Origin of the sequence: Arthrobacter cupressi (assembly GCF_900099975.1) — a bacterium.
GTDB lineage: Bacteria > Actinomycetota > Actinomycetes > Actinomycetales > Micrococcaceae > Arthrobacter > Arthrobacter cupressi.
The window spans coordinates 213107-237382 of sequence record NZ_FNEI01000005.1 but is presented as its reverse complement, the minus strand read 5'-3'; the positions used below and the strand labels follow the sequence as shown (position 1 = coordinate 237382).

Here is a 24276-nt window from a genome sequence, read left to right as displayed (position 1 = left end):
CTAATCATGCCGCAGGCACTTGCCGGCACCGCGACGACGGCAAGCCCGCTACGGCACCCCTGGTTTGATAGTCCATGCACTACCTCACGTAAAGGAGAGATCCGAGTGTCGGTCTCCATTAAGCCTCTCGAGGATCGTATCGTTGTCCGCCCGCTCGAAGCAGAGCAGACCACCGCTTCCGGCCTGGTCATCCCGGACTCCGCCCAGGAAAAGCCGCAGGAAGGCGAAGTTGTCGCAGTAGGCCCCGGCCGCTTCGACGACAACGGCAACCGCGTGCCGGTGGACGTCGCTGTTGGCGACGTCGTCATCTACTCCAAGTACGGCGGAACCGAAGTCAAGACCGGTGGCTCCGAGTACCTCGTGCTGTCCGCCCGCGACGTCCTCGCGATCGTCGTCAAGTAATTCCCTGGACCCCGCACCGCAGGCCGGACCGGTTTTCCCGGCCGCCCGCGGTGCGGGTTTTCCGTCTTGAAAGGACACAACCATGGCAAAGCAGCTTGCGTTCAATGACGCTGCCCGCCGCTCGCTCGAAGCCGGCATCGACAAGCTCGCCAACACCGTCAAGGTGACCCTTGGTCCGCGCGGCCGCAATGTCGTGCTGGACAAGAAGTGGGGCGCCCCCACCATCACGAACGACGGCGTCACCATCGCCCGCGAAGTCGAACTGGACGACCCCTACGAAAACCTTGGCGCACAGCTGGCCAAGGAAGTCGCCACCAAGACCAACGACGTCGCCGGTGACGGCACCACCACCGCCACCGTGCTCGCCCAGGCACTCGTCAAGGAAGGCCTGCGCAACGTAGCCGCCGGCGCCGCCCCGGGCGAGATCAAGCGCGGCATCGAGGTCGCCGTCGAGGCCGTGGCCGCCCGCCTGCTGGCGAACGCCCGCGAAGTCGAAGGCACCCAGGTCGCCAACGTCGCCGCCATCTCCGCCCAGAGCGAAGAGGTCGGTGAGCTCCTGGCCGAGGCTTTCGGCAAGGTGGGCAAGGATGGCGTCATCACCATCGAGGAATCCTCCACCACCCAGACCGAACTGGTCCTCACCGAGGGCATGCAGTTCGACAAGGGCTACCTGTCCCCGTACTTCGTCACCGACGCAGAACGCCAGGAAGCGGTACTCGAGGACGCCCTCATCCTGATCAACCAGGGCAAGATCTCCTCCCTGCAGGAATTCCTGCCGCTGCTGGAGAAGGCCCTCCAGGCCGCCAAGCCGCTCTTCATCATTGCCGAAGACATCGACGGCGAGGCCCTGTCCACCCTGATCGTGAACCGCATCCGCGGCACCCTGAACGTCGTGGCCGTCAAGGCTCCCGGCTTCGGCGACCGCCGCAAGGCCATGCTGCAGGACATCGCCACCCTCACCGGAGCCCAGGTTGTCTCCCCGGAGCTTGGCCTGAGCCTGGACCAGGTGGGCCTCGAGGTCCTCGGCACCGCCCGCCGGATCACGGTCACCAAGGACAACACCACCATCGTCGACGGCGCAGGCTCTGCCGAAGACGTGGCCGGCCGTGTTGCCCAGTTGCGTGCCGAACTGTCCCGCACCGATTCCGACTGGGACCGCGAGAAGCTGCAGGAACGCCTGGCCAAGCTGGCCGGCGGCATCGGCGTCATCAAGGTCGGCGCTGCCACCGAGGTCGAACTCAAGGAAAAGAAGCACCGCATCGAGGACGCCGTGTCCTCCACGCGTGCCGCCCTTGAAGAAGGCATCGTCTCCGGCGGCGGTTCGGCCCTCATCCACGCCCTCAAGGCACTGGATGACGACCGCCAGGTCAACAAGCTGGAAGGTGACGCGGCTGCCGCCGTCGGCATCGTCCGCCGCGCCCTGACCCAGCCGCTGCGCTGGATCGCCCAGAACGCCGGCTTCGACGGCTACGTCGTCGTCGCCAAGGTGTCCGAGCAGGCCGAGAACCACGGCTTCAACGCCAAGTCCGGTGAGTACGAGGACCTGATCGCCGCCGGCGTGATCGACCCCGTCAAGGTCACCCGCTCCGCCCTCCGCAACGCCGCTTCCATCGCAGCCCTGGTTCTCACCACCGAGACCCTGGTTGCCGAGAAGCCGGCCGAGGAAGAGGACGCCCACGCAGGCCACAGCCACTAATTGCGTAGCAAATGGCCCGGTTCCCAAGGGAACCGGGCCATTTGTTGTTCCTAGCGCCGCTCGGGGCGGGGAGCGCCAGGTTTCCTGCGGTCCGCGGCACGCCTGGCATCGATGCGCCTGGATTCGGTGCGCCGCTGGGTGAATTTGAAGAACAGGAGCACTGCCGCGGCCGCCAGCACGATCCCGGCGAGGTTCAGCAGCAGTTGCATTGCCGATCCGGCGGCCTTGCCGGTCTCGCCCATGACCAGGGCGACGGCGACGTACCCGGCCGCCGGCACAGTCGTCACCGAAATGAAGACTCCGATCAGGGCGGACGAGCGCCGGCTGATCATCGAGAGCATTCCCGCGGCGCCGGCCAGGGCGGCCACGATGAGCGAGTACGGCCCGGGGTGGTAGATGAACTCCACGGCCGAGCCCTTGTCCAGGGCGTCGTCGGCGAAGAGGCCCAGCGGCAAGGAGGACCAGGCCGCGGCGGCCGTGACCATCATGGCCACGGGAAAGCCCACGGCCAGGGCCGCAGCCGCGGCGCGCACCATGGTCCATTTGCGCTCGACGAGCCCGAAGGCCAGGGCTGCGAGCGGGCCGAACTCCGGGCCCACCACCATTGCGCCGACGATCGCGATGGTGGAATCGGTGACGATCCCGATCCCGGCCAGCTGGGTGGCGATCACCAGGAACGCCAGGTAGCTCCAGGTCAACCGCGAGTCCTCGCCCGTCTGGCGTGACACTTCGTCCCAGATGATGGCATCCGAACCCTCGCCCGGGACTGCCGCCGCTGCCTTGTCCGCCCGTTTCGACAGGACCAGTTCCGGTGTGCTGGCTGAAATCGAACCGAGCTCCGGAACCCTCAGGCCGTGGAGTTCCTCCATGAGGCCTTCCACGGCCTCGCGGGCAAGCTGCACTGTGATGACGTCGCCGGCGGGAACCACGGAGGAACCCCGATCGATGGAGATCTCGGCGCTGCCGGCGTGGGCCATGCATTGGTCCACGACGGCGGCGGACAACTCCGCCGGGACGCAGATGCGGAGCTGGACAATCACCTGGACCCCTGTCGATGTGTGCGCAATTCTCGCCCCAGCTTAGGTCCCGCACCTTGGTCAGCCTGCTTGTGATTCGCCGCGGCAGGTAACGGATTGGTAACATGAAGGGTCAGGGTTACGAGCGTTGAGGAATCTGTACAGGTCATGACTATGGGAAACACGGCACCGAAGGCTGCCACGAAACAGGGCGGCAGCGGGGCGAAAAGCGATTTCCGTCCCGAGGTCCAGGGGCTGCGTGCCCTGGCGGTCCTCATGGTCGCCAGCTACCACATCTGGCTCGGCAAGGTTTCCGGCGGCGTCGATGTCTTCCTTCTCGTCTCGGCCTTCTTCCTCACCCTGTCCTTCACCCGCAAGCTCGAGCAAGGCCGGGAACTGCGCTTGCTCAAGCACTGGCTCCACGTCTTCACCCGCCTCCTTCCGGCCGTGGTGGTGGTGATCCTCGGCGTCCTCGCCGGAATGTGGATCCTGGTCCCGCAGACCCGCTGGGGCAGCCTCCTGGACGAGGCCTGGGCCACGCTGTTCTACCGGCAGAACTGGCAGCTGGCGGATGCCGCCGTCGACTACTACGCGCAGAACCACTCCGGCGCGAGCCCATTGCAGCACTTCTGGTCGCTGTCCATCCAGGGCCAGGTCTTCATCCTGTGGCCGCTCATCTTCGCAGCCGTGGCCGTTGTGGTGCCGCTCCTGCGCAGGGTGCCGTTCCGCGGCGCCCTCGCCCCGCTGTGCCGACTGGGCTACCGCGGCACCCTCTTCATCGTCTTTGGTGCGGTTTTCGCTGTGTCCCTGGCCTACTCGGTGGAGCAGACGGCGTCCAACCAGGCCTACGCGTACTTCGACACCCGGGCGCGGCTCTGGGAATTCGCGCTCGGCTCGCTGCTTGCCCTGGCCCTGCCGTACCTTTCCCCGCGACGCTGGCTGCGGGTGCTGCTGGGCTGGACGGGCCTGGCCGCGATGCTCTCCTGCGGACTGCTGCTCACCGTGGACCGTTCCTTCCCGGGTTTCGTTGCCCTCTGGCCCACCCTTGCCGCGGCCGCGATCATCGTGGCGGGGCAGAGCGGCAGCCGTTTCGGCGTGGACCGCCTGCTCGGTTCCAAACCGCTCGTCTGGCTGGGCGGTCACTCCTACGCGCTCTACCTCTGGCACTGGCCGCTGCTGGTGTTCACCCTCCTCGCCACGGGCCTGGCCGCGCCGGACCTGTGGTTGGGCCTGGGCATCCTCGCGGTCTCCCTGCTCCTGGCGGTCGGCACCAGCCGCTACGTCGAGGCACCGCTGCGCGAGTGGCACTGGCCGAAGTTGCGGACCTGGCGCACCGCCGTCGTGATTGCCGCCTGCGGCACCCTCCTCGCGGTGCCGCTGAGCGCCTGGCAGGGCATGATCGCCGCGGAAAACGCGGCCATCGCCGCACAGCCCAAGGAACTGACCCCGGGTGCGGCTGCCCTCAAACCGGAGAACGCCGGCAAGCCCACGCCGGAGGCCCGGATCATCCCCGGCCCCTCGGCGATGGACGATGAATGGGCCCACGTGGACGGGCTGTGCACGGGGGCCAACGTGCCCACCGATCCTCTGCTCCAAGGCTGCCTGCAGATCAGCCCGGACGCCAAGCCCACCAAGCACATCGTGGCGCTCGGCGACTCGCACGCCCAGCAATACATGGCCGCGCTCGGCCCTATTGCCAAGCAGCACGGCTGGGAAATCGTCACCCTCTTCAAGGGAAACTGCCGTTTCGGTGCCGAGACGCCCGAACGCACCCAGGACTGCAACGACTTCAACAAGGCAAGCGCGGCGTACGTGCTGGAGCATAAACCGGATGCGGTGTTCACGGTGGCGTCCCTGACCCATGTCGAGGCGCCGTTCGAGACCGAGGTCCCCGGGTACCTGGAAGGCATCAAGCCGTTCGCCGACGCCGGCATTGACGTCGTGGGGATCCGCGACAACCCCCGCTTTGCCATCAACATGCCCGAATGCGTGCAGAAGAAGGGCCCGGATTCCCCGGACTGCAACACCCCGCTGGCGGAATCCTTGGCCGCGTCCTCGCCGCTGGACGATTACCGCGGCAAGGTGAAGGGGCTCTACCTGATGGACATGAGCGACTTCATCTGCGCCGAAGGCGTCTGCCCTGCCGTGGTCGGAAACGTCTATGTCTACAAGGACGAAAACCACCTGACGCGCACCTACGTCGAGACAATGATTCCGATGTTCGAGCGCCGCCTGCTGGCCGCCACCAAATGGAAATAACCGGGCTGAATGCCTGACGGCGGCGCGCGGCCGGGTGCGCTTGCTCACATTGCCGCCGTGGAATATGGGGATCGTCCCCAAGGTTCTAATATTTACTCAACACCTGCACAGGCCAGTCCCGTAATGACGGGTTGGTCATCTGTTGCAACCCCTACCCTTTAGACCCCACGAAACACGGTAAGAGGCGCACTCATGACCCAGCCCGAACACGATCCCTTCGGCTTTGTAGGCCTGACCTACGACGACGTCCTGCTCCTGCCGGGCCACACCGACGTCATCCCGTCCGACGCGGACACTTCCTCCCGCATCTCCAAGCGAATCACGGTCCAGACCCCGCTGCTGTCGGCCGCGATGGACACTGTCACCGAGTCCCGCATGGCGATTGCCATGGCCCGCCAGGGTGGCCTCGGCGTCATCCACCGGAACCTCTCCATTGCCGACCAGGCGGACCACGTGGACCGCGTGAAGCGTTCCGAATCCGGCATGATCACCAACCCGCTGGTCATCGGCCCCGAAGCCACCCTGCAGGAACTGGACCAGCTCTGTGCCCGCTACCGGGTTTCCGGCCTGCCGGTCGTCGACGCCGACAACCGCCTGCTGGGCATCATCACCAACCGCGACACCCGCTTCGTCCCGGAGAGCGAATACCCGTCGCGCCTGGTCAGCGAAGTCATGACCAAGATGCCGCTGATCACCGGCCGTGTGGGCATCAGCCGTGAAGAGGCCTCCGACCTCCTGGCCAAGAACAAGATCGAAAAGCTCCCGCTCGTCGACGAGCTGGGCCGCCTCCAGGGCCTTATCACCACCAAGGACTTCACCAAGGCGGAGCAGTACCCGCTGGCCACCAAGGACGACGAAGGCCGCCTGCGCGTCGGTGCGGCGATCGGCTTCTTCGGCGACGGCTGGGAACGGGCCATGACCCTGATCGACGCCGGCGTGGACGCGCTCTTCGTGGACACCGCCAACGGTCACTCGCAGGGCGTGCTGACCATGATCGCCCGCCTGAAGGCCGAGAAGGCCGCCGCGCACGTGGACATCATCGGTGGCCAGGCAGCCACCCGCGAAGGCGCGCAGGCACTGATCGACGCCGGCGCGGACGGCATCAAGGTGGGCGTGGGCCCCGGCTCCATCTGCACCACCCGCGTGGTGGCCGGCGTCGGCGTCCCGCAGATCACCGCCATTTACGAATCCGCCAAGGCCGCCATCCCGGCCGGCGTCCCGCTGATCGCCGACGGCGGCCTGCAGTACTCGGGCGACATCGGCAAGGCCCTCGTGGCGGGCGCCGACACCGTGATGCTTGGCTCCCTCCTGGCCGGCTGCGACGAGTCCCCGGGCGACCTGATCTTCGTCAACGGCAAGCAGTACAAGAGCTACCGCGGCATGGGTTCGCTGGGCGCCATGCAGTCCCGCGGCAAGAACACCTCGTACTCCAAGGACCGCTACTTCCAGGCGGATGTCTCCGGTGACGACAAGCTCATCCCCGAAGGCATCGAGGGCCGCGTCGCCTACCGCGGCCCGCTGTCCTCGGTGGCCTACCAGCTGGTCGGCGGCCTGCGCCAGACCATGTTCTACACCGGTGCCCCCACCATCCCCGAGCTCAAGGCCCGCGGAAAGTTCGTCCGCATCACGGCCGCCGGCCTGAAGGAATCGCACCCGCACGACATCCAGATGACGGTTGAGGCGCCGAACTACGGTTCCCGCTAACACCCGTTGCTGTTCCCCGTGGAGAAATCCGCGGGGAACAGCTGTTTAAGGGCGCGTTAGGCTGGACGCATGTCTGAAAGGCCCGCGGAACCGCGGCACCCGGCCTCGGTCCGGCTAAGCAAGGACCCGCCCCGCAGGCTTGCGCTCCGGCCGTACGCCCGCGCCGTCGGGCAGGTCCTCAAGGTGAGCTTCCAGGCTTCGCCCGCCGCGGTCATCATGAAGGTGGCCGGCTCGCTGGTTTCGGCGCTCCTGCCGCTCGTCACCACCTACTTCGCCTCGCTCACCACCACGGCGCTGGCCGCCGGCTATGCCGGGGATCCCGACGCCGGCCCGCAGGCCGTCCTGTACGTCATCATCACTGCGGCGCTGGGACTGTTCTGGGGCGCCTTCAGCAGCGTTGACCGCTACATCCAGCAACTCATGAGCTTCCGTGTCGGGGCCATTGTGGGCGACCAGATGTACGAGCGCTTCCTGGCCCTGGAATTCTGGCGCTACGACGACAAAGAGACAGTGGATCTCTACGACCGCGCCAAGCGCTTCTCCGATTCCTACGCGCGCGTGCTGGACCGGATCGCGGCCATCTTCACCCAACTCGTCTCCGTGGTGCTGGCCGTCGGGGCGTTGCTGCTGGTCAGCTGGTGGATCGCCGCGATCGTGCTGGTGGCGATCGTTCCCAGCGTGTACCTGCAGTTCAAGCTCTCCCGGGAACAGATCGCCCACTGGAACACCCAGGTGGATTCCCGCAGGCAGCGGCGGATGATCGAAACAAACCTGCTCCGCCCGCAGCACATCGCCGAGATGCGCCTGTACGGGATCGTCGGGTTCCTCATGGAGCTGCGCTCGCGGCTGCGCGACGCCGATGAACGGCGCCGCCTGGATTTCCAGAAGCGCTACATCCCCAAGCAACTGGCCGCTGACGCCCTGCAGTACGGCGCGGAAGTCGTCTCCCTGATCTGGGTGGTGGGGCAGATCATTGCCCGGGCCCAGCCGGTGGGCCAGTTCCTCTACGTGCAGCAGATCGTCAGCCGCGCGCTGTCCACGGCGAACAACCTGGTCTCCTCGCTGAGCTCCATTGACGAGGACCTCGCCAACCTGAAGGACTACGAGCTCTTCATGACCCTCCCGGTTCACTCCGGCCAGGCCCCGGCGCTGGCCGCCGCGCCGCGGACCGTCGAACTGCGGGACATCCGCTTCAGCTACACCGGAAGCGACATCGAGGTCATCAAGGGTGTTTCCCTCACCATCGGTCAGGGGCAGCACATCGCCATCGTGGGGGAGAACGGCGCCGGGAAATCGACGCTCATCCGGATCCTCGCGGGACTGTACAGCCCCGACTCGGGGCAGGTCCTGCTCGACGGCGTCGACCTTGCCACCCTGGACGTCAAGAGCTGGCACCGGCACCTCGCTGTGCTCAGCCAGGAGTTCCTCAAGTACGAGTTCGCCACGGCCGCGGACAACATCTACTACGGTGACGTCGACGAGGCCCGTGACGACGCCCGGGTCAGCAAAGCCGCCGCCGACGCCGAAGCCCTGGACTTCATCAACAAGCTGCCCAACGGCCTCGATAACCACGTGAGCAACTGGATGGAGGATCCGCGCGGGCGCAAGGGCAGCGGCTTGTCCGGCGGCCAGTGGCAGCGGCTCGCCATGGCCCGGAACTTCTACCGCCGGGCGGCCTTCATGGTCATGGACGAACCCACGTCGGCCATCGACGCCCTCGCCGAACACCGCATCTTCACCCGGCTTTTCGCCGACCGCCGCAGCACGATCATCGCCATCAGCCACCGCCTCGCCACCATCGAAAAGGCCGACATCGTCTACATGCTCGAAGACGGCAGGATCGTGGAACAGGGGACCCACAAGGAACTCGTGGCCCTGCGCGGACGCTACTTCCGGATGTTCGAATCCCAGCTCAGCCTGGACGGGAGCATCCAGGACGACTCCTGAGGAGCTTCCAAAACGCGCGACGGCGGCGCCCCCGTTGAGGTGGGGACACCGCCGTCGTGCTGTTACGCAGCCGGCTCAGTGAGCGGTCAGGAGACCGCCACCGAGGTGTCGTCCAGCTGGAACGTGGTGGAGTACGAGTAGTCCTCGGTGCCCAGGAAGCGCACAGTGACGGTCTTGCCCTTGTAGGCGGACATGTCCAGTGCGCGCTGCACGTAGCTGCTGCCCTTGTCCTTGTTGGAGTAGGTGGCCAGCGTCGTGGTGGTGGCGCCGTCGATGACCTGGACCTTGAGGGTGTCGTAGGCCGTGGTGGTGCCTTCATTGCTGAGCACGCGCAGGTAGAAGGACAACGAGCCCGCGCCGCTGCCGCCGGGCACTGTCACTTTCTGGTCGAGCGTGTAGCTGGTGGACTGGCCCCAGCCGTTCAGGGCCGCGTAGCCGGTGCCCGTGCGGGCCGAGCTGCCACTTTCGAAGGTGTCGCTCTTGTTAGATGTCCAGGACGCGGAACCGGATTCGAAGCCCGGGTTGAGCAGGACATTGCCCGACGGCGGCGGGGTGGTTCCGCCGAGCAGCGCCAGGGTGGCGGTGGCGTCCGAGAGCCCGGCGCCGCAGCCGAGGGTGCAGCCGGCCGGCATGGGGCGGGTGCCCTGCTTCAGGGTCGATTCGACCTGAGCCGGGGTCAGGGAGGGGTCGGCCGACTTCATCAGCGCCACGAGGCCGGCAACGTGCGGGGTGGCCATGGAAGTGCCCTGGTACCAGGCGTAGCCGGCCGAGGACGGCGTGGTGGTGCCCGTGTTCAGGGTGGAGAGGATGCCGCCACCGCTCTGGCGGGTATCGCCTCCGGGGGCGGTGAGGTCGACGGCACTGCCGTAGTTCGAGTAGTAGGACAGGCCGCCGCTGTTGTTGCTGGCGGCGACCGTAACCACGCTCCCGCAGTTGGCGGGCTGCGCGGTGGAGGCGTTGGCGCCCTCGTTTCCAGCGGCCACCACCACGGTGGTGCCGCGGTTCACGGCACTGTTGATGGCGTTCTGGTAGGTGGTGGCGCAGCTCCCCGAACCTCCAAGGCTCATGTTGATCACCTTGGCCGGGTTGGCGTTGGCGGGGACGCCGGTTACCGTGCCGCCCGAGGCCCAGACGATCGCGTCGGCGATGTCCGAGAGCATGCCGCCGCACTTGCCCAGCACGCGGACGGGCACCACCTTCGCGTCGGGGGCGACGCCGGCCACGCCGGTCGCGTTCCCGGTGACGGCGGCAACGGTGCCGGCAACGTGCGTGCCGTGCCAGGAGGAGTTCGAGCTGCTGGAATCCCCGCATTCACCGCTGGTGTACCAGTCACCCTGGTCCTGCGGGTTGGCGTCGCGGCCGTTGCCGTCACGGGCCGCGGCGGAGTCGGCGATGAAGTCGTAGCCCGGGAGGATGTTGGCGTCCAGATCGGGGTGGGCGGTGATGCCGGTGTCGATCACGGCGACCACAGATCCGGAACCGGTGGAGGTGGTCCACGCGCCCGGAATCCGCATGCCGTTGGTGCCGGTGAAGTCCCACTGCTCGCCGTAGCGGGGATCGTTGGGAGTCAGGCTGGCCCGCATCCGCGCGTCCGGTTCGACGTACTCGACGGCACCTGAGGCTGCCAGCCCGTTCATGAATTCCGCCGATTGCCGGGCGTCCAGGGCCCGGGAACTGGCGACGAGTGTGGCGCCGGTGGCCAGGCCGCGGACTTCACGGGCGGTGATGCCAAGGTCCTTGGCGGCTTTGCCCCACGCGTTAGCCCGGGCAGCAGGTGTGGCGCCCTGTGCGCCGGCCTTGTACTGGACGATGAACTGCGAGTACTGCTCGCCCGGCTGCACGGTCCCGACAGCGGCTGTTCCCGTGCCGGAGGGGGAAGGCGTGGTGGCGCCGGCCGGTGCCGTGCCGAAGGACATAAGTCCGGCCAGCACGGCGGTCGATAACGCAAGGCCGCTGTACTTCCGGCGGCTCGAAAGGGTCTTCTCCATGGTGTTCCTGTCTCCGGGCGCGTGTGGTCCCGGGCGATGAAAATAAGGAGGCTGGCGCAGAGGGTTTCCGCAACCGAGAGAAATCTATTGGTCGTGTCAATATTTGTAAAGAGTTCTTTCACATTTTGTGAAGCCTTTACTCATTCGGTCGAATCGGTTCCGCGAAGGGGGTCCAGTAAAGTAGGGCGCGTGACTTATGAGATTGAGATTGGCCGTGGCAAGCGTGGGCGTCGTGCCTACTCCCTGGATGACATTGCGATCGTCCCCAACCGCAGGACCCGCGACCCCAAGGACGTCTCCGTCTCCTGGCAGATCGACGCCTATAAGTTCGAAATGCCGGTGATCGCCGCACCGATGGACTCGGCCATGTCCCCCGAAACCGCCATCGCGCTGGGCCGCCTCGGCGGGCTGGGCGTGCTGGACCTGGAAGGCCTCTGGACCCGGTACGAGGACCCGCAGTCGGTCCTGGATGAAATCGCCGCGCTCGCCGACGAAACGGCCAGCCCCGCCGTCACCCGGCGCATGCAGGAGCTGTACAAGGCGCCCATCCAGCCCGAACTCATCACCAGCCGGCTCGCCGAGATCCGCGCTTCCGGCGTCACCGTGGCCGGCTCCCTGACGCCGCAGCGCACGCAGGAGCACTACAAGACCGTGGTCGCCGCCGGCGTCGACATTTTCGTCATCCGTGGCACCACCGTGTCCGCCGAGCATGTCTCGAAGAATCACGAACCGCTGAACCTGAAGAAGTTCATCTACGAACTCGACGTCCCCGTCATCGTGGGCGGTGCCGCCGGCTACACCCCGGCACTGCACCTCATGCGCACTGGCGCGGCCGGCGTCCTGGTCGGCTTCGGCGGCGGCGCCACGACCACCACCCGGCGCGCGCTGGGCATCCACTCGCCCCTGGCCTCTGCCATCAGCGACGTCGCAGCCGCCCGCCGCGACTACCTTGACGAGTCCGGCGGCCGCTACGTGCACGTCATCGCCGACGGCGGCATGGGCAGCTCGGGAGACATCGTCAAGGCCATCGCGATGGGCGCCGACGCCGTCATGCTCGGCAGCGCCCTGGCACGCGCCGAAGAGGCGCCCGGCAAGGGCTGGCACTGGGGGCAGGAGGCCCACCACCTCGAACTGCCGCGCGGCGACCGCGTCAACGTCGGCACCGTCGGCCCGCTCGAGGAAGTGCTCTTCGGCCCGGGCCACCACACCAACGGCACCTCCAACCTCATCGGTGCGCTGCGCCGCTCGATGGCGACCACCGGCTACTCGGACCTGAAGGAATTCCAGCGGGTCGACGTCGTCGTCTCTCCTTACCTCGGCTGAGCCTCCCGCAGTCGCACCGCATTCTCTGCCCAAGCCCGGACTCAGCAAGTAGTCTGGGGGGATTGACGGGCTGAACGCGCGATGGGAGGCGTCCAATGGGCAGGGCAGCAGGTGGTTCGCAGGCATTCAACGCACCGGACGGTGCACTGAGTCCGCAGGCGAGGACCGAATCCATTGACGTGCTCAAAGCCACCACCGAGCCCGGCAAGGAACTGGACATCCTCATTGTGGGCGGCGGGGTGGTGGGCGCCGGTGCTGCCCTGGACGCCGTGACCCGCGGCCTCTCCGTGGGCATTGTGGAAACCCGGGACTGGGCATCGGGGACCTCGTCCCGTTCGTCCAAACTCATCCACGGCGGCCTGCGTTACCTGGAGATGCTCGACTTCGCCCTGGTGCAGGAGGCCCTGCAGGAGCGGGGCCTGCTCATCCAGCAGATCGCCCCGCACCTGGTCCGGCCGGTTCCGTTCCTGTACCCGCTCACGCGGCGCTTCTGGGAGCGGCCCTATGTGGGTGCCGGCATCTTCCTGTACGACACCCTCGGCCTGACCTCCGGCCACAGCCGCGGTGTCCCCCGGCACAAGCACTTCTTCCGGCGCGGCACCCTGCGGGCCGCGCCCAGCCTGAAGAACGACGCCTTCGTTGGATCCATCCGGTACTACGACGCCCAGGTGGACGACGCCCGGCTGGTGGTCAACGTCGTCCGGACGGCGGCCCGTTACGGTGCACACGCCGTGAACCGGATGCGCGTGGTCTCTTTCCTGCGGGAAGGCGAGCGGGTGGTGGGCGCGAAGGTGGAGAACCAGGAGGACGGCAGCACCTTCGAAATCCGCGCCAAGCAGGTGGTCAACGCCACCGGCGTCTGGACGGATGAAACCCAGGCCATGGTGACCGACCGCGGCCAGCTCAAAGTGCGAGCATCCAAGGGCATCCACCTGGTGGTGCCGCGGGACCGTTTCCAGTCCACCGTGGGCCTGATCCTGCGGACCGAGAAATCCGTGCTGTTCGTCATTCCGTGGGGCCGGCACTGGATCATCGGCACCACAGACACCGACTGGACGCTGGACAAGGCGCACCCGGCGGCGTCCTCGAAAGACATCGACTACGTGCTGGAACGCGTCAACAAAGTGCTGAAGCGCCCTTTGACCAGGGAAGACGTCGAAGGCGTCTACGCCGGCCTGCGGCCCCTGCTGGCGGGGGAGAGCGACTCCACCGCCAAGCTCTCCCGCGAACACGTGGTGGCGCACCCGGTGCCGGGCCTGGTGGTCGTGGCCGGCGGAAAGTTCACCACCTACCGCGTCATGGCCAAGGACGCCGTGGACGAAGCCACCCGGGCCATGGACGAGCGCGTTGCGGCCAGTTGCACCGAGACCATCCCGCTGCTGGGGGCCGAAGGGTTCAAAGCCGCCTGGAACCGCCGGTCCCGCCTGGCGGAGGAATTCGGCGTGCACGTGGCCCGCGTCGAACACCTGCTGAACCGGTACGGATCCATGGCCACCGACGTCCTGGCGCTGATCAGGGAGCTCCCGGAACTCGCCGAGCCCCTGCCGGGTGCCGACGACTACCTGGCGGCCGAGGTCGTCTACGCCACCACCCACGAAGGTGCCAGGCACGTGCATGACGTGCTGACCCGCCGGACCCGCATTTCCATCGAGGCGTGGGACCGGGGAGTGTCCGCGGTCCCCGTAGTCGCTAAGCTGATGGGTGAAATCCTCGGCTGGAGCGATACCCAGCGGGAAAGCGAAATCAAGCACTACCTTGCCCGCGTCGAAGCGGAACGGCTCAGCCAGGAGCAGCCCGACGACGAGTCCGCGGACGCTGCCCGCATGGGGGTGGATGACATCGTTCCCCTGCGCTGAACCCGGGCCGGGGAAGTACACCCGGGGGACGAACACTGGAGGGAATCAACTTTGGCGGAAACACTGGACCCGTATGATGCGGACCTGACCACACCGGACCTGGTCATCCTTGAACTGGAAGCCGCGGACAAGGGCGAAGCCACCGCACAGCTTGCCGAACGCCTCCACGCCCATGGCCGGATCACTGACCTCGACGGCTTCCTGGGCCAGGTCAACGCCCGCGAACACCAGATGGCCACAGGCCTGCCCGGCGGCATCGGCCTGCCCCACGCCCGCAGCGAGTTCGTCTCCCGCATCTCGATCGCCGTGGGCGTCACCAAGTTCGGCCACTCCCTGGACTTCGGCGCCGCGGACGGTCCGGCCACCCTGGTCCTGCTGATCGCCACCCCGCCCAGCTCCTTCTCCGACCACCTCGAAGTCCTGGCAACCATGGCCCGCTCGCTGTCCAAGGAATCCTTCCGGGAATCCCTGCGCCGCGCCCACGACGCGGAAGTCATCGCCGAGCTGATCAACTCCAGCCTGGTGTTCTTCGACCACTAAAGGCCTCTTGCCCCCTCCCGTTTAGCTGTTCTACAGCCTGACGAAGTACGGTTAAGGGGTGTTGAAAACCGCTCTGAAACCCCGCTGGATCGCAGGGCTTGTCTTTGCGCTCCTGCTTTCCGGGGTGTTCGTGCTGCTGAGCCAGTGGCAGTTCGGACGGTCCACCCAGAGCGAGGTTCCCGTCTCGCCGCAGATCGAGGAAACCAAGGCCCTCACCACCCTCCTGCGGCCCGGCACCTACTTTCCCGGCGCCGTCGCGGACCAGATGGTCAGTGCCACCGGCAGCTACGACCCCGCGAAACAGCTCCTCGTCGAAAACCGGCTCAAGGACGGCAAGAAGGGTTACTGGATCGTCTCGGCTTTCGCCGTCGACGGCGCACCCGCCCTCCGCGGCGCCGGCGCCTCCGCGAAGACCTGGATCCCGGTGGCCCGCGCATGGGTGGAGGAACCCGGCCAAGCCGGCCCGCCGCCGTCGGGCACTATTGAGCTGACCGGGCGGCTCCTTCCTTCGGAAGCGCCCCTGCCCAACGTCGACGCCGGTGCGGGGCGGGCTTCGGCGGTGTCCGTCGCCGAGCTCATCAACCGCTGGGAGATCTCCAGCTACCCGGGGTTCGTCGCCGCCACCGCTGAAAACAGCGGCGGGAAGGCCGTGGCCCTTCCCGCGGAAATGAAGGCCCTGAACATCCCGGCCCAGCCGCCGGCACAGCAGATCAACTGGCTGAACCTCTTCTACTCCGTGGAGTGGGTGGTCTTCGCCGGCTTCGCGCTCTACATTTGGTGGCGCTTGGTGGCCGACGACCACCGCCGTGACCTCGAAGAGGATCTCCCGGACGAGAACGTCCCGGACGACGAAACGCCAACAGCAAGCCCAGAACAAAAGGTGCAGCCATGATTGAGCCGAAACCGGCAGTCCCCTCCAACGAGTCCGGTACCTCGCAGTCCGGTGCCTCGGACGGCCGCCCGGCCTCCAAGAAGCGCCGCTTCGGCGGGACCGAGGCGCAGATCCGCTCGGCGTTGAAGTTCTACAAGGTGATGGCCTACCTCACCGGCATCATGCTGCTGTTGCTGTGCGTCGAACTGATCGCCCGGTACGCCTTCGGTGTCTCGCTCTACGCCGGCGGTACCGATGCGCTGACCGGACGGCCCTTCGGCTTCGGCTTGGCAGCCTCCGAACCCAAGGGGGTCATCGGCGGCGTGAACCTGTCCGTGACCGTGCTGATTGTCCACGGATGGATGTACGTGGTGTACCTCATCTCGGACTTCAGGCTGTGGTCCCTCATGCGCTGGCCCTTCACCAAGTTCATCCTGCTCGCGCTGGGCGGTGTAGTGCCGCTGATGTCCTTCATCGTGGAGAAGAAGTTCCACGCCGAGGTCGAGGCCGAACTGGCCGCCAACCCGCAGGCGTCCAAGCGCTACTGAGTCCTTCCCGGTGTGAGATTGCTGACGTGCGACCCGTTTTGGGCGCCCGTTGGCTGGAGCGAAGATGCACCGGGGCAGCCGGGCAAAGTAGGCTGTTCTGGTGACTACTCCCACCGCGCCCCAGACTTCCCAGAAGCCGGTGCTGGTTGTTGACTACGGTGCCCAGTACGCGCAGCTGATTGCCCGCCGCGTCCGTGAAGCAAACGTGTATTCGGAAATCGTTCCGCACACCTTCACCACCGAGCAGCTCCTGGCCAAGAACCCGGCAGCGATCATCCTTTCCGGCGGCCCCTCCAGCGTTTACGCCGAGGGTGCTCCCAGCGTTGGAGCCGACCTGTTCGAAGCCGGTGTCCCGGTCTTCGGCATCTGCTACGGCTTCCAGGCCATGGCCAACGCGCTGGGCGGCAAGGTAGCCCAGACCGGCCTGCGCGAATACGGTGCCACCGAGGCCACGACCGTGGGCGGCGGCGCACGCTCCATCCTCGAGGGCACCCCCGAGTCCCAGAACACCTGGATGAGCCACGGCGACTCCGTACATGAAGCACCCGCCGGCTTCGAGGTCCTGGCAACCACCGCAGGCGCTCCCGTGGCGGCCTTCGCCAACGAGGAGAAGGCCCTGTACGGCGTGCAGTGGCACCCCGAGGTGAAGCACTCCACCAACGGCCAGCAGGTCCTGGAAAACTTCCTCTTCAAGGGCGCCAGGCTCGAGCCCAACTGGACCACCGGCAACATCGTCGAAGAGCAGGTGGAGCGGATCCGCCAGCAGATCGGCGATTCCAAGGTCATCTGCGGCCTGTCCGGCGGCGTTGACTCCGCCGTGGCCGCCGCACTGGTGCAGCGCGCCGTCGGCGACCAGCTCACCTGCGTGTTCGTTGACCACGGTCTGCTGCGCGAGGGCGAGGCCGAGCAGGTCGAACGCGACTTCGTCGCCGCCACCGGCGTGAACCTCTATGTCGCCAACGAACAGGAGCGCTTCCTGAACGCCCTCGCCGGCGTGAGCGATCCCGAAACCAAGCGCAAGATCATCGGCCGCGAATTCATCCGCGCGTTCGAGGAAGCCGAGCGGGCCATCATCGCCCAGGCCGCGGCCGAAGGCGAAAAGATCAAGTTCCTCGTCCAGGGCACCCTGTACCCGGACGTCGTCGAATCCGGCGGCGGCGAAGGTGCGGCGAACATCAAGAGCCACCACAACGTGGGCGGCCTGCCCGAGGACCTGCAGTTCGAACTGGTCGAACCGCTCCGCGCCCTGTTCAAGGACGAGGTGCGCGCCGTCGGCGCCCAGCTCGGCCTGCCCCAGGAAATCGTCGGCCGCCAGCCCTTCCCGGGCCCGGGCCTCGGCATCCGCATCGTCGGCGAGGTCACCAAGGAACGCCTGGACCTGCTGCGCAAGGCCGACGCGATCGCCCGCGCGGAACTGACCGCCGCCGGCCTCGACAACGAGGTGTGGCAGATGCCGGTCGTCCTGCTGGCCGATGTCCGCAGCGTCGGTGTCCAGGGCGACGGCCGTACCTACGGCCACCCGATCGTGCTGCGCCCTGTGTCCTCCGAGGACGCCATGACGGCCGACTGGTCGCGCCTGCCCTACGAACTCCTGGCCCGGATTTCCAACCGGATCACCAACGAGGTCGACGGCGTCAACCGGGTGGTGCTCGATGTCACCAGCAAGCCGCCGGGAACCATCGAGTGGGAATAAGGTCCTGAGTGGCCGGCCTCTTCAGGGAGGCCGGCCACTTGCTTTTTGCGGCTGAAACACGGGATTTTTTGCCCTGCGGCCAGTGTTGCGGTCCCTCAGCCAGGGCCGATTCCCGATACCCTCGAAAGTATGCCGATTTGGTCCAAGTCGTCTCACGCTAGTACAGAAAAGAAGGCAGCGGTGTCTGTAGGTCATAGCCAGGAAGAGAGCTCCGCGGAGCTCAGGAAATGGCTCTCCGGGCTGAAATCGGTGACCGGTGCGGACACCATGCTGCGCTTCGTGAAGACGCCGGAGGGATCGATCGACCTCAGCAGCGGCCACCCCTCCGGGCTCGCCCAGCTTTTGGCGGGACGCCGCACCCGGCTGTCGACCCTGATCCGTGACCGCCAGCAGTACCTCGTGGCCGCACGTGCCGCCCGCAACCTGCGTTCAAAGATCTTCGAGCTTTCCAACGACCGCGGTGTCGATGCCGGCTACCTTTCCTGCGGGACCGTCGTCTGGACCTCCGCCGTGGGCGGGAAACCGCAGCGTGTTTCCGCACCCGTCATGCTCGCCGGCATTTCCCTGACGGCGCGTCCCGGCGAAGACGACTACGAACTGCAGCTCACCGAGGCCGCCACCATCAACCCCGCACTGGTGCGGCACCTGAAGACCGTCCATGGCATCGTGTTCGACGCCGCGGCGGTTGGACGCATGGCATACAACACGGCGCGGCTGGATCCGCTGCCCGTGCTCGACCGGATCGGCACCCTCGTCAAGCCGATCCACGGCGCCGAGGTTTCCCCGAACCTGCTGGTGACCACCCTGGCGGACCTCTCGGGCAACCTTGACGACCCGTGGATCAATGAAGGCAATCCGGTTGTTGCCGCCCTGTCGGCGCGGGCCAACGGCGGGGACGTTGCGCCGCTTGCCGTGCAGGCGGGCCGCTTTCCGGGACTGGACGAACGCGATCCCGCCGACGAACTGCTGCTCCTGGACGCAGACACCGACCAGCAGTACGTCATCGACGCCGCCCGCGCCGGAGACTCCCTTGCAGTCAGCACTCCTCCGGGCAGCGGCCAGACGCAGACCGCGATCAACACCATCGGTGCACTGGTCGGAGAGGGACGCTCGGTCCTGGTCGTGGGGGAGCGGAGGACCAGCCTCAACGGCCTCGCCGCCGGCATGGAGGCGCTGGGCCTCGAGTCCCTGCTGTTCCGGCCGGGCTACGGCGTTCCCGCACAACAGCTCAAGACGCAGCTGGTGAGCGCGATCATCCGCAACGAAAAATCCCTTGAACCCCAGCTCGACAACCTGCACACCACCCTCGTGGAGCACCGCCACGCCCTCCTGGACCACGTTGCATCCCTGCACAACGTCCGGGAACGGTGGGGTTGCTCGCCCTACCAGGCCATGCAGTCCCTGGCCGAGCTGACTTCGATCCACCCGGCACCGGCCACCACCGTCCGCCTGAAGCGCAGCGTCCTGGACAGCATCAAGGACCGTGAGGAGCTCGCAGGACGCTTGCGCCGCGCGGCGGAACTGGGCAGCTTCAGCAGTGCAGCGGTCAACAGCCCGTGGTACGGCGCCCGGCTGGTGACCCGCAAAGAGACCGAGGAGGCGCAGGAACTGGCCCGCGCCGCGCACGAACAGCTCCCGGTCCTCAGGGAGCGCATGGAGTCCCTGGCGGGCCATTCCGAGATCAGGCTGGGAACAACCTTCGCCGAATGGGGGGCCCAGCTCGACCTGCTGATGGCCGTGCGCGAAAGCCTGGACAAGTTCACCCCGGACATCTTCGACCGCCCCGTGCACGACCTGATTTCCGCCACCGCCTCGTCGGCATGGCGCCGCGAGCGTGGCTTGGAGATGCCCTCCATGCAACGTTCCCGGCTGCGCCGCGTGGCCAAGGAATACGTCCGGCCAGGCGTCCACATCGCCGACCTGCACAGCTCCTTGGTCCTGGTGCAGGAACAGCGCACCCTCTGGGCCGACTATGCCACGAGCCAGCGCCACCCGGCAGTCCCGTCCGGACTTGCGGAGCTGGGAACCGCGTATAAGGAACTCGACGGTGAACTCACCAGGCTCGGGGAGCGCCTCAGGCACACCCGCGACGGCGGCAAGCTCCGGGAGACGCCCTACCCGGAGCTCATGGCGCGCCTGGAATCCCTCGTTGCGGACTCGGAAACGCTGGAAACTCTCCCGGAGCGCACCCTGCTCATCGAGGACATGCGCGAGCACGGCCTCGGAGAACTGCTGGCCGACCTCGCCGCCCGGGAGGTGGGCCCCGACTCGGTCGCGGCGGAGCTGGACCTGGCCTGGTGGCAGTCCGCGCTGGAGGCCATGATCAGCGGTGACGACTATCTGGCGATGTCCGACGGCGAATCCCTGCGCAAGCTCGAGGCGGAGTACCGCCTTGCGGACCAGGCCCACGTGGCCAGCGGCGCGGCGCGCCTGCGGTGGCAGCTCGCCGAACGCTGGCGCGCAGGCATCGCAGAGCAACCCCGGCAGGCGGAACTCCTCCGGAACCTCATCAAGGACGGCCGCATCACCCTGCCCGCGCTGAGCGCGCAGGCGCCCGACCTCGTGCCGCTGCTCGTGCCCGTCTGGTCGCTCAGTCCGCACCTGCTGACCGGCCTGCTGCCCGCGGAACAGTCCTTCGACGCCGTCGTCATCCTGGACGCCGCTTCCATGTCGCTGCAGGCGGCACTGCCGGCAATCGCCCGGGCCAAGCAGGTCATCGCGTTCGGCGACCCCAAGACGGCCATCGCACGCAGCTTCAGCGTGGCCGTCGAACCACGGATCCCCGGGACAAACGGACAGGAAACGGTGGACAGCGCCTTCAGCGCCTTGGCCTCGGTCCTTCCCACCTGGCAGCTGAACTGGATCTACCGTGCCGTGGACGAGGATTTGGTCTTGCAGCTGAGCAAGAATCATTACGACGGCGCCCTCCGCCGCCTGCCCGACGGGCAGTCCGTCACTGGGCTCGACCGTTCCGTGGTGGTCGAATACATCCCGGACGGAACAGGCCTGCCCAGCTCCGACCATGAGGGTGTGGAGTCCGTGGCCGCGGAGGTCAACCGGGTGGTCGACCTCGTGTTCGAACACGCCACCCTGCGCCCGCGGACCAGCCTGGCAGTCGTCACCGCAAGCTTGCGCCACGCCGCCAGGATCGGTGAAGCCATCCGTCTCCAGCTGCCGAACCACCCGCTCCTTGCCGGGTTCTTCAGCGCCGGCCCGGAGTCCTTCCGGGTGGTGGACCTCGAGCGCGCCCAGGGCCTGGTCCGGGACCACGTGATCTTCTCCCTGGGCTACGGCCGCACCCCGCACGGCCGCGCCCTGCACAGCTTCGGTCCGCTCTCGGTGGAGGGCGGACGGAACAAGTTCGCCCTCGCGATGACCCGTTCCAGGCGCTCCCTGCACGTCCTGAGCTGCTTCCGCCCGGAAGACCTGGACCTTGACCGGCTGTCACACGGGGCCGTGGACTTCCACGAACTGCTGGACCGTGAAGTCTCCGGCAACTCCACCCTTGGCACCCCCGCCATCAGGGCCGCCGCCAGCGAACAAGCCCTCGGCGAGGATCCTCTCGTCGCGGACCTCGGCGAACGCCTGCGCGCCCGCGGCGCCCGGGTGTGGCACCACTACGACGGAGCCTTGGACATTGCCGCGGCGGCCGACCCGGTGCTCACCATCGGACGGGATGACAGCGAAATTCCCACCCCCGTGGCGATCGAATCGGACGGCACGGAACGCTACCGGCGCATGAGCGTCCGGGAACGCAGCCGGCTGCGCCCCCAGTTGCTCGAACGCATGGGCTGGCGCTACATGTCCCTGTGGACCATCGAAGTCTTCACCGACCCGTCCTCGTGTGCGGATAGGATCGCTTCGTACCTGGGCCTGGAGAATGTGGGGCGGAAGTTCACCGAAGCGGAACAGGGCTTCCTGGACCAGCAGGTGGATGACCCCGACGCTGAAGAACCGGACGCCGAAGAACCGGAGGGCGGCGAGGCTGGCGGCGGTCAGCTGGATGGACAATTGGAGGAGGAGCACGCACAGTCCTCCCCGGGCCCGGCCGCGGAAGCGCAGCCAGGGCCGGAAAAGCAACAGGAAGCGGAGTAGCCCAGCATGGACGCCGAAGCCCACGGCAAGGAAGACGACCGGGGCGCCGGGATGAACCAGGAAAGCCCGGAAGAAGTCCAGGGCGCCGGGACAGGCCGGGCCACCGGAGAAGTCCAGGAAAGTCCGGAAGGGCGGTCTGCGCGGAAACCTGCCGCGCGTCGGAAGCCCTCTTCCGGCGGGATCCTGCCCAAGGTGGCCTCGGAGGACGAGCCCGGAAGCTGGGGCGACCATGGTGGCTACGACCACGACGCCTGGCTGAAGGAACAAAGGCCCCCGCACTGGGGCTGAGGCACCGGGGCTAGGGGCTAGGCACCCGGGCTCGGAACCAGGACGAAGAACAGCTTTCCCCGGGTCGAGGCTCCGGCGAGCTTCCCGGCCTGCTCCGGGTTCGCCGCAACCACCATGAGTCCTTCGGTGTCCGGTGTTCCCAGCCAGTCTCCGGTCTTGCCGCCCTGCGCCGAGGTCCACAGCACCGGAACCCCTGTGGCCAGTGTTTCCGGCTTGGCGCCGGTTCCGCCCAGCCCGTCCGATGCCGTGAGCACAATGTTGACCAGCTGCCCGGCAGAGACCAGCTGGATGGATGACGGATCGGCCAGCCGGACAGGCACGGCCGCCGCTCCCGCCTCCGCGCCGGTGAGGAGGCCGGGACCCAGCAGCTGGGCGTCCGTGGGGATCTGGCCGCTGCTCAGCGGCGCGGCAAGCTGCCGGCCCTGCACCTGCTGCCCGCTGGTCAGGGCGCCGGCGGGAATCATGTCCGGCGGAACGGCCCGTGGAACCAGGTCCGATTTTCCGATGGCCAGGCCGGCCGGGAGGTCCCTGGCCGCAACCAGGACCTGGACTTTCCGCTCCGAGGCGGGCGTGAGCTGGTGGACCGCGATGCCTGCGGCAAGGCACAGCAGCAGGGCTACGGCAAGGCGCCGGTTGCGCAGCAACCACGCTCCCGTGCGTGTGCGGAACGACCGGCGGACGGGAAATGAAGGGGCCGTTGGGTAACCGCGCTTCGGGGACGTATTTGCGGAGCGTCCCCGCAGGAACTTTGAGGCTGGCTTGGTTGGCATGAAGCCACGCTAGCCAGCCCGCCACGGCTGCAGAACACAGGCATCACGCCATGTGGACAAGATTCCTATGTGGAAAAACGGATGACCCCGGAACCGGGAGCGGAACAGCCTAACTGGCCGCGGCGGCAGGAGCCGGCGCCGGTGCCGCAGAGGCGGCAGGGGCGGACGGTGCCGAGGGCGCGGCGGAAACAGTGCTGCCCTTGGAATCGCGGGAATCGGTGCGGTAGAAGCCCGAGCCCTTGAAGACCACGCCCACACTGTTGAACTTCTTGCGCAGGGAACCCTGGCACTCCGGGCACTCGGTCAGGGAGCTGTCCGAGAAAGCCTGAACGATGTCGAAGGCGTGGCTGCAGTCCTTGCAGGCATAAGCGTATGTGGGCACTGGTGATCCTCCTCAGGGACAAACATCAGGTCCTGTCCGCGTCCGGAACCTTCGTGGTTCCTTAGCAGTCCCAGGGCCTGAGTGCCAATTCTATCATCGACCGCTGCCGGGACAACCAGTGTTTGTGGCGCGGCCAACACCGGCAGCGGGCGTCCGCACCGCAGAATGGCGTCCGGTTCAGGACCCCGCGAAGCGAATCTCGCCGTCGGGGGTCAGAACACCGGCAACCGGCCTGTCGAACGGCTCGGCCGGAATGGTCCCGGCGGGAAGGACCTCCTCGGCATAGACGACGGCGACGGCGGGCGGGCGCTGTCCTGCCGCGTCCAGCCACGCCAGCAGGCGGTCGTAATACCCGCCGCCCTGGCCGATCCGGCTGCCGCTGCCGTCCACCGCCGTCGCGGGGAGGAAGATGCCGTCCGCTCCGGCCACCGCCGAGCTGTCCAGCCTCTCGCCGTCGGGCTCATCGATCGGCGCGAAACGCGAACGGTGGAAGACCGTACGCGGGGTCCATTCCACCCAGCTGAGCTGGCGGTCGTCCTCGCACACGGGAAGGAGCACGCGGTGCCCGGCGTCATGGAGCGCCTCCATCAACGGCATGGTCCGCGGCTCCCGGCCCACCCCCAGATAGACCGCGAACGTCTTTGAAGCCCCGCCCGGAAGCGCGGCGGCCCACGCCATCCCGTGCCGGGCAATGCCCTGCCCGGCCTCCTCGAGTTGCGAGTCGCTCAGTGCCCTGCGGCGTGCCCGGTGCCCGGCACGGATTTCATCCTTCAAAGTCATCGCCATCCAATTCCCGTCCCGGATTCCCCGAAGCAAATAAACCGTCTCTGGCACCGATTATGGCGCACCGGTGCACGACGGTTGTTGCCCATTGTGTGACGCATTCCGTTAGATTAGA

At 67.2% G+C, this 24276-nt stretch carries 18 protein-coding genes; 13 read left to right on the top strand and 5 right to left on the bottom strand.

Translation table 11 applies throughout. The features are described 5' to 3' along the window. Positions 1–105: 105 nt before the first annotated feature. Together groES and groL are read left to right on the top strand one after the other, a co-directional pair. Positions 106–402, top strand: a complete 297-nt coding sequence (gene groES, locus BLP88_RS08390) for a co-chaperone GroES (RefSeq protein ID WP_070347908.1) — start codon at positions 106–108, stop codon at positions 400–402. Between the two features lie 82 nt (positions 403–484). Further along, a complete protein-coding gene (gene groL / locus BLP88_RS08385) occupies positions 485–2098 on the top strand; it encodes a chaperonin GroEL (protein ID WP_074588389.1) in 1614 nt (537 codons plus the stop codon). 50 nt (positions 2099–2148) lie between these two features. Here groL and BLP88_RS08380 read toward each other — a convergent pair whose 3' ends face one another. Further along, entirely contained in the window at positions 2149–3138 is a 990-nt protein-coding gene (locus tag BLP88_RS08380) for a DUF389 domain-containing protein (RefSeq protein ID WP_074588388.1), read from the bottom strand. A 150-nt stretch (positions 3139–3288) separates the two neighbouring features. On the opposite strand from BLP88_RS08380, the gene BLP88_RS08375 reads away from it, so the two are divergent. The 3 genes from BLP88_RS08375 to BLP88_RS08365 all read left to right on the top strand — a co-directional run bounded on the left by BLP88_RS08375 (position 3289) and on the right by BLP88_RS08365 (position 9024). Beyond that, a complete protein-coding gene (locus BLP88_RS08375; protein ID WP_074588386.1) occupies positions 3289–5373 on the top strand; it encodes an acyltransferase family protein in 2085 nt (694 codons plus the stop codon). A gap of 192 nt (positions 5374–5565) precedes the next feature. Then, positions 5566–7077 carry an IMP dehydrogenase gene (guaB, locus tag BLP88_RS08370; protein WP_074588385.1) on the top strand — a complete coding sequence of 504 codons (1512 nt, stop codon included), beginning with the start codon at positions 5566–5568 and terminating at the stop codon, positions 7075–7077. Between the two features lie 69 nt (positions 7078–7146). Continuing rightward, on the top strand, positions 7147–9024 hold the full coding sequence (locus tag BLP88_RS08365; protein WP_074588384.1) for an ABC transporter ATP-binding protein: 1878 nt from the start codon (positions 7147–7149) through the stop codon (positions 9022–9024). 86 nt (positions 9025–9110) lie between these two features. Here BLP88_RS08365 and BLP88_RS08360 read toward each other — a convergent pair whose 3' ends face one another. Continuing rightward, positions 9111–11012, bottom strand: coding sequence for a S8 family serine peptidase (locus tag BLP88_RS08360; protein WP_074588382.1), 1902 nt, complete (start codon positions 11010–11012; stop codon positions 9111–9113). A 189-nt stretch (positions 11013–11201) separates the two neighbouring features. Between BLP88_RS08360 and BLP88_RS08355 the strand changes: the two genes are divergently transcribed. The 8 genes from BLP88_RS08355 to BLP88_RS19295 all read left to right on the top strand — a co-directional run bounded on the left by BLP88_RS08355 (position 11202) and on the right by BLP88_RS19295 (position 22226). Further along, positions 11202–12335 carry a GuaB3 family IMP dehydrogenase-related protein gene (locus BLP88_RS08355; RefSeq protein WP_074588380.1) on the top strand — a complete coding sequence of 378 codons (1134 nt, stop codon included), beginning with the start codon at positions 11202–11204 and terminating at the stop codon, positions 12333–12335. A 95-nt stretch (positions 12336–12430) separates the two neighbouring features. Continuing rightward, positions 12431–14191, top strand: coding sequence for a glycerol-3-phosphate dehydrogenase/oxidase (locus BLP88_RS08350; RefSeq protein WP_074588378.1), 1761 nt, complete (start codon positions 12431–12433; stop codon positions 14189–14191). A 51-nt stretch (positions 14192–14242) separates the two neighbouring features. After that, positions 14243–14731 carry a PTS sugar transporter subunit IIA gene (locus BLP88_RS08345; protein WP_074588376.1) on the top strand — a complete coding sequence of 163 codons (489 nt, stop codon included), beginning with the start codon at positions 14243–14245 and terminating at the stop codon, positions 14729–14731. A gap of 58 nt (positions 14732–14789) precedes the next feature. Then, positions 14790–15623 (top strand): SURF1 family protein, encoded by an 834-nt coding sequence (locus tag BLP88_RS08340; RefSeq protein ID WP_074588374.1) that lies wholly within the window; start codon positions 14790–14792, stop codon positions 15621–15623. Beyond that, positions 15620–16150 (top strand): DUF3817 domain-containing protein, encoded by a 531-nt coding sequence (locus tag BLP88_RS08335; protein ID WP_074588373.1) that lies wholly within the window; start codon positions 15620–15622, stop codon positions 16148–16150. Before BLP88_RS08340 ends, BLP88_RS08335 begins: the two co-directional genes overlap by 4 nt. A 100-nt stretch (positions 16151–16250) precedes the next feature. Further along, positions 16251–17843, top strand: coding sequence for a glutamine-hydrolyzing GMP synthase (gene guaA, locus BLP88_RS08330; protein ID WP_074588371.1), 1593 nt, complete (start codon positions 16251–16253; stop codon positions 17841–17843). A 129-nt stretch (positions 17844–17972) separates the two neighbouring features. Next, the gene (locus tag BLP88_RS08325) at positions 17973–21938 is read left to right on the top strand and encodes an AAA family ATPase (RefSeq protein WP_373366885.1); all 3966 of its coding nucleotides are present in this window, start codon (positions 17973–17975) and stop codon (positions 21936–21938) included. A gap of 6 nt (positions 21939–21944) precedes the next feature. Further along, positions 21945–22226 carry a hypothetical protein gene (locus tag BLP88_RS19295; RefSeq protein WP_373366884.1) on the top strand — a complete coding sequence of 94 codons (282 nt, stop codon included), beginning with the start codon at positions 21945–21947 and terminating at the stop codon, positions 22224–22226. Between the two features lie 17 nt (positions 22227–22243). On the opposite strand, the gene BLP88_RS08320 is transcribed toward BLP88_RS19295, so the two are convergent. From BLP88_RS08320 to BLP88_RS08310, 3 genes are all read right to left on the bottom strand, one after another. Beyond that, positions 22244–22870 carry an RcpC/CpaB family pilus assembly protein gene (locus tag BLP88_RS08320; protein WP_245679808.1) on the bottom strand — a complete coding sequence of 209 codons (627 nt, stop codon included), beginning with the start codon at positions 22868–22870 and terminating at the stop codon, positions 22244–22246. A 235-nt stretch (positions 22871–23105) separates the two neighbouring features. Then, positions 23106–23378 (bottom strand): FmdB family zinc ribbon protein, encoded by a 273-nt coding sequence (locus BLP88_RS08315; RefSeq protein WP_074588370.1) that lies wholly within the window; start codon positions 23376–23378, stop codon positions 23106–23108. A 177-nt stretch (positions 23379–23555) separates the two neighbouring features. Further along, positions 23556–24158: a 5-formyltetrahydrofolate cyclo-ligase gene (locus tag BLP88_RS08310; protein WP_074588368.1), complete on the bottom strand. Its 603-nt coding sequence runs from the start codon at positions 24156–24158 to the stop codon at positions 23556–23558. Positions 24159–24276 lie beyond the last annotated feature (118 nt).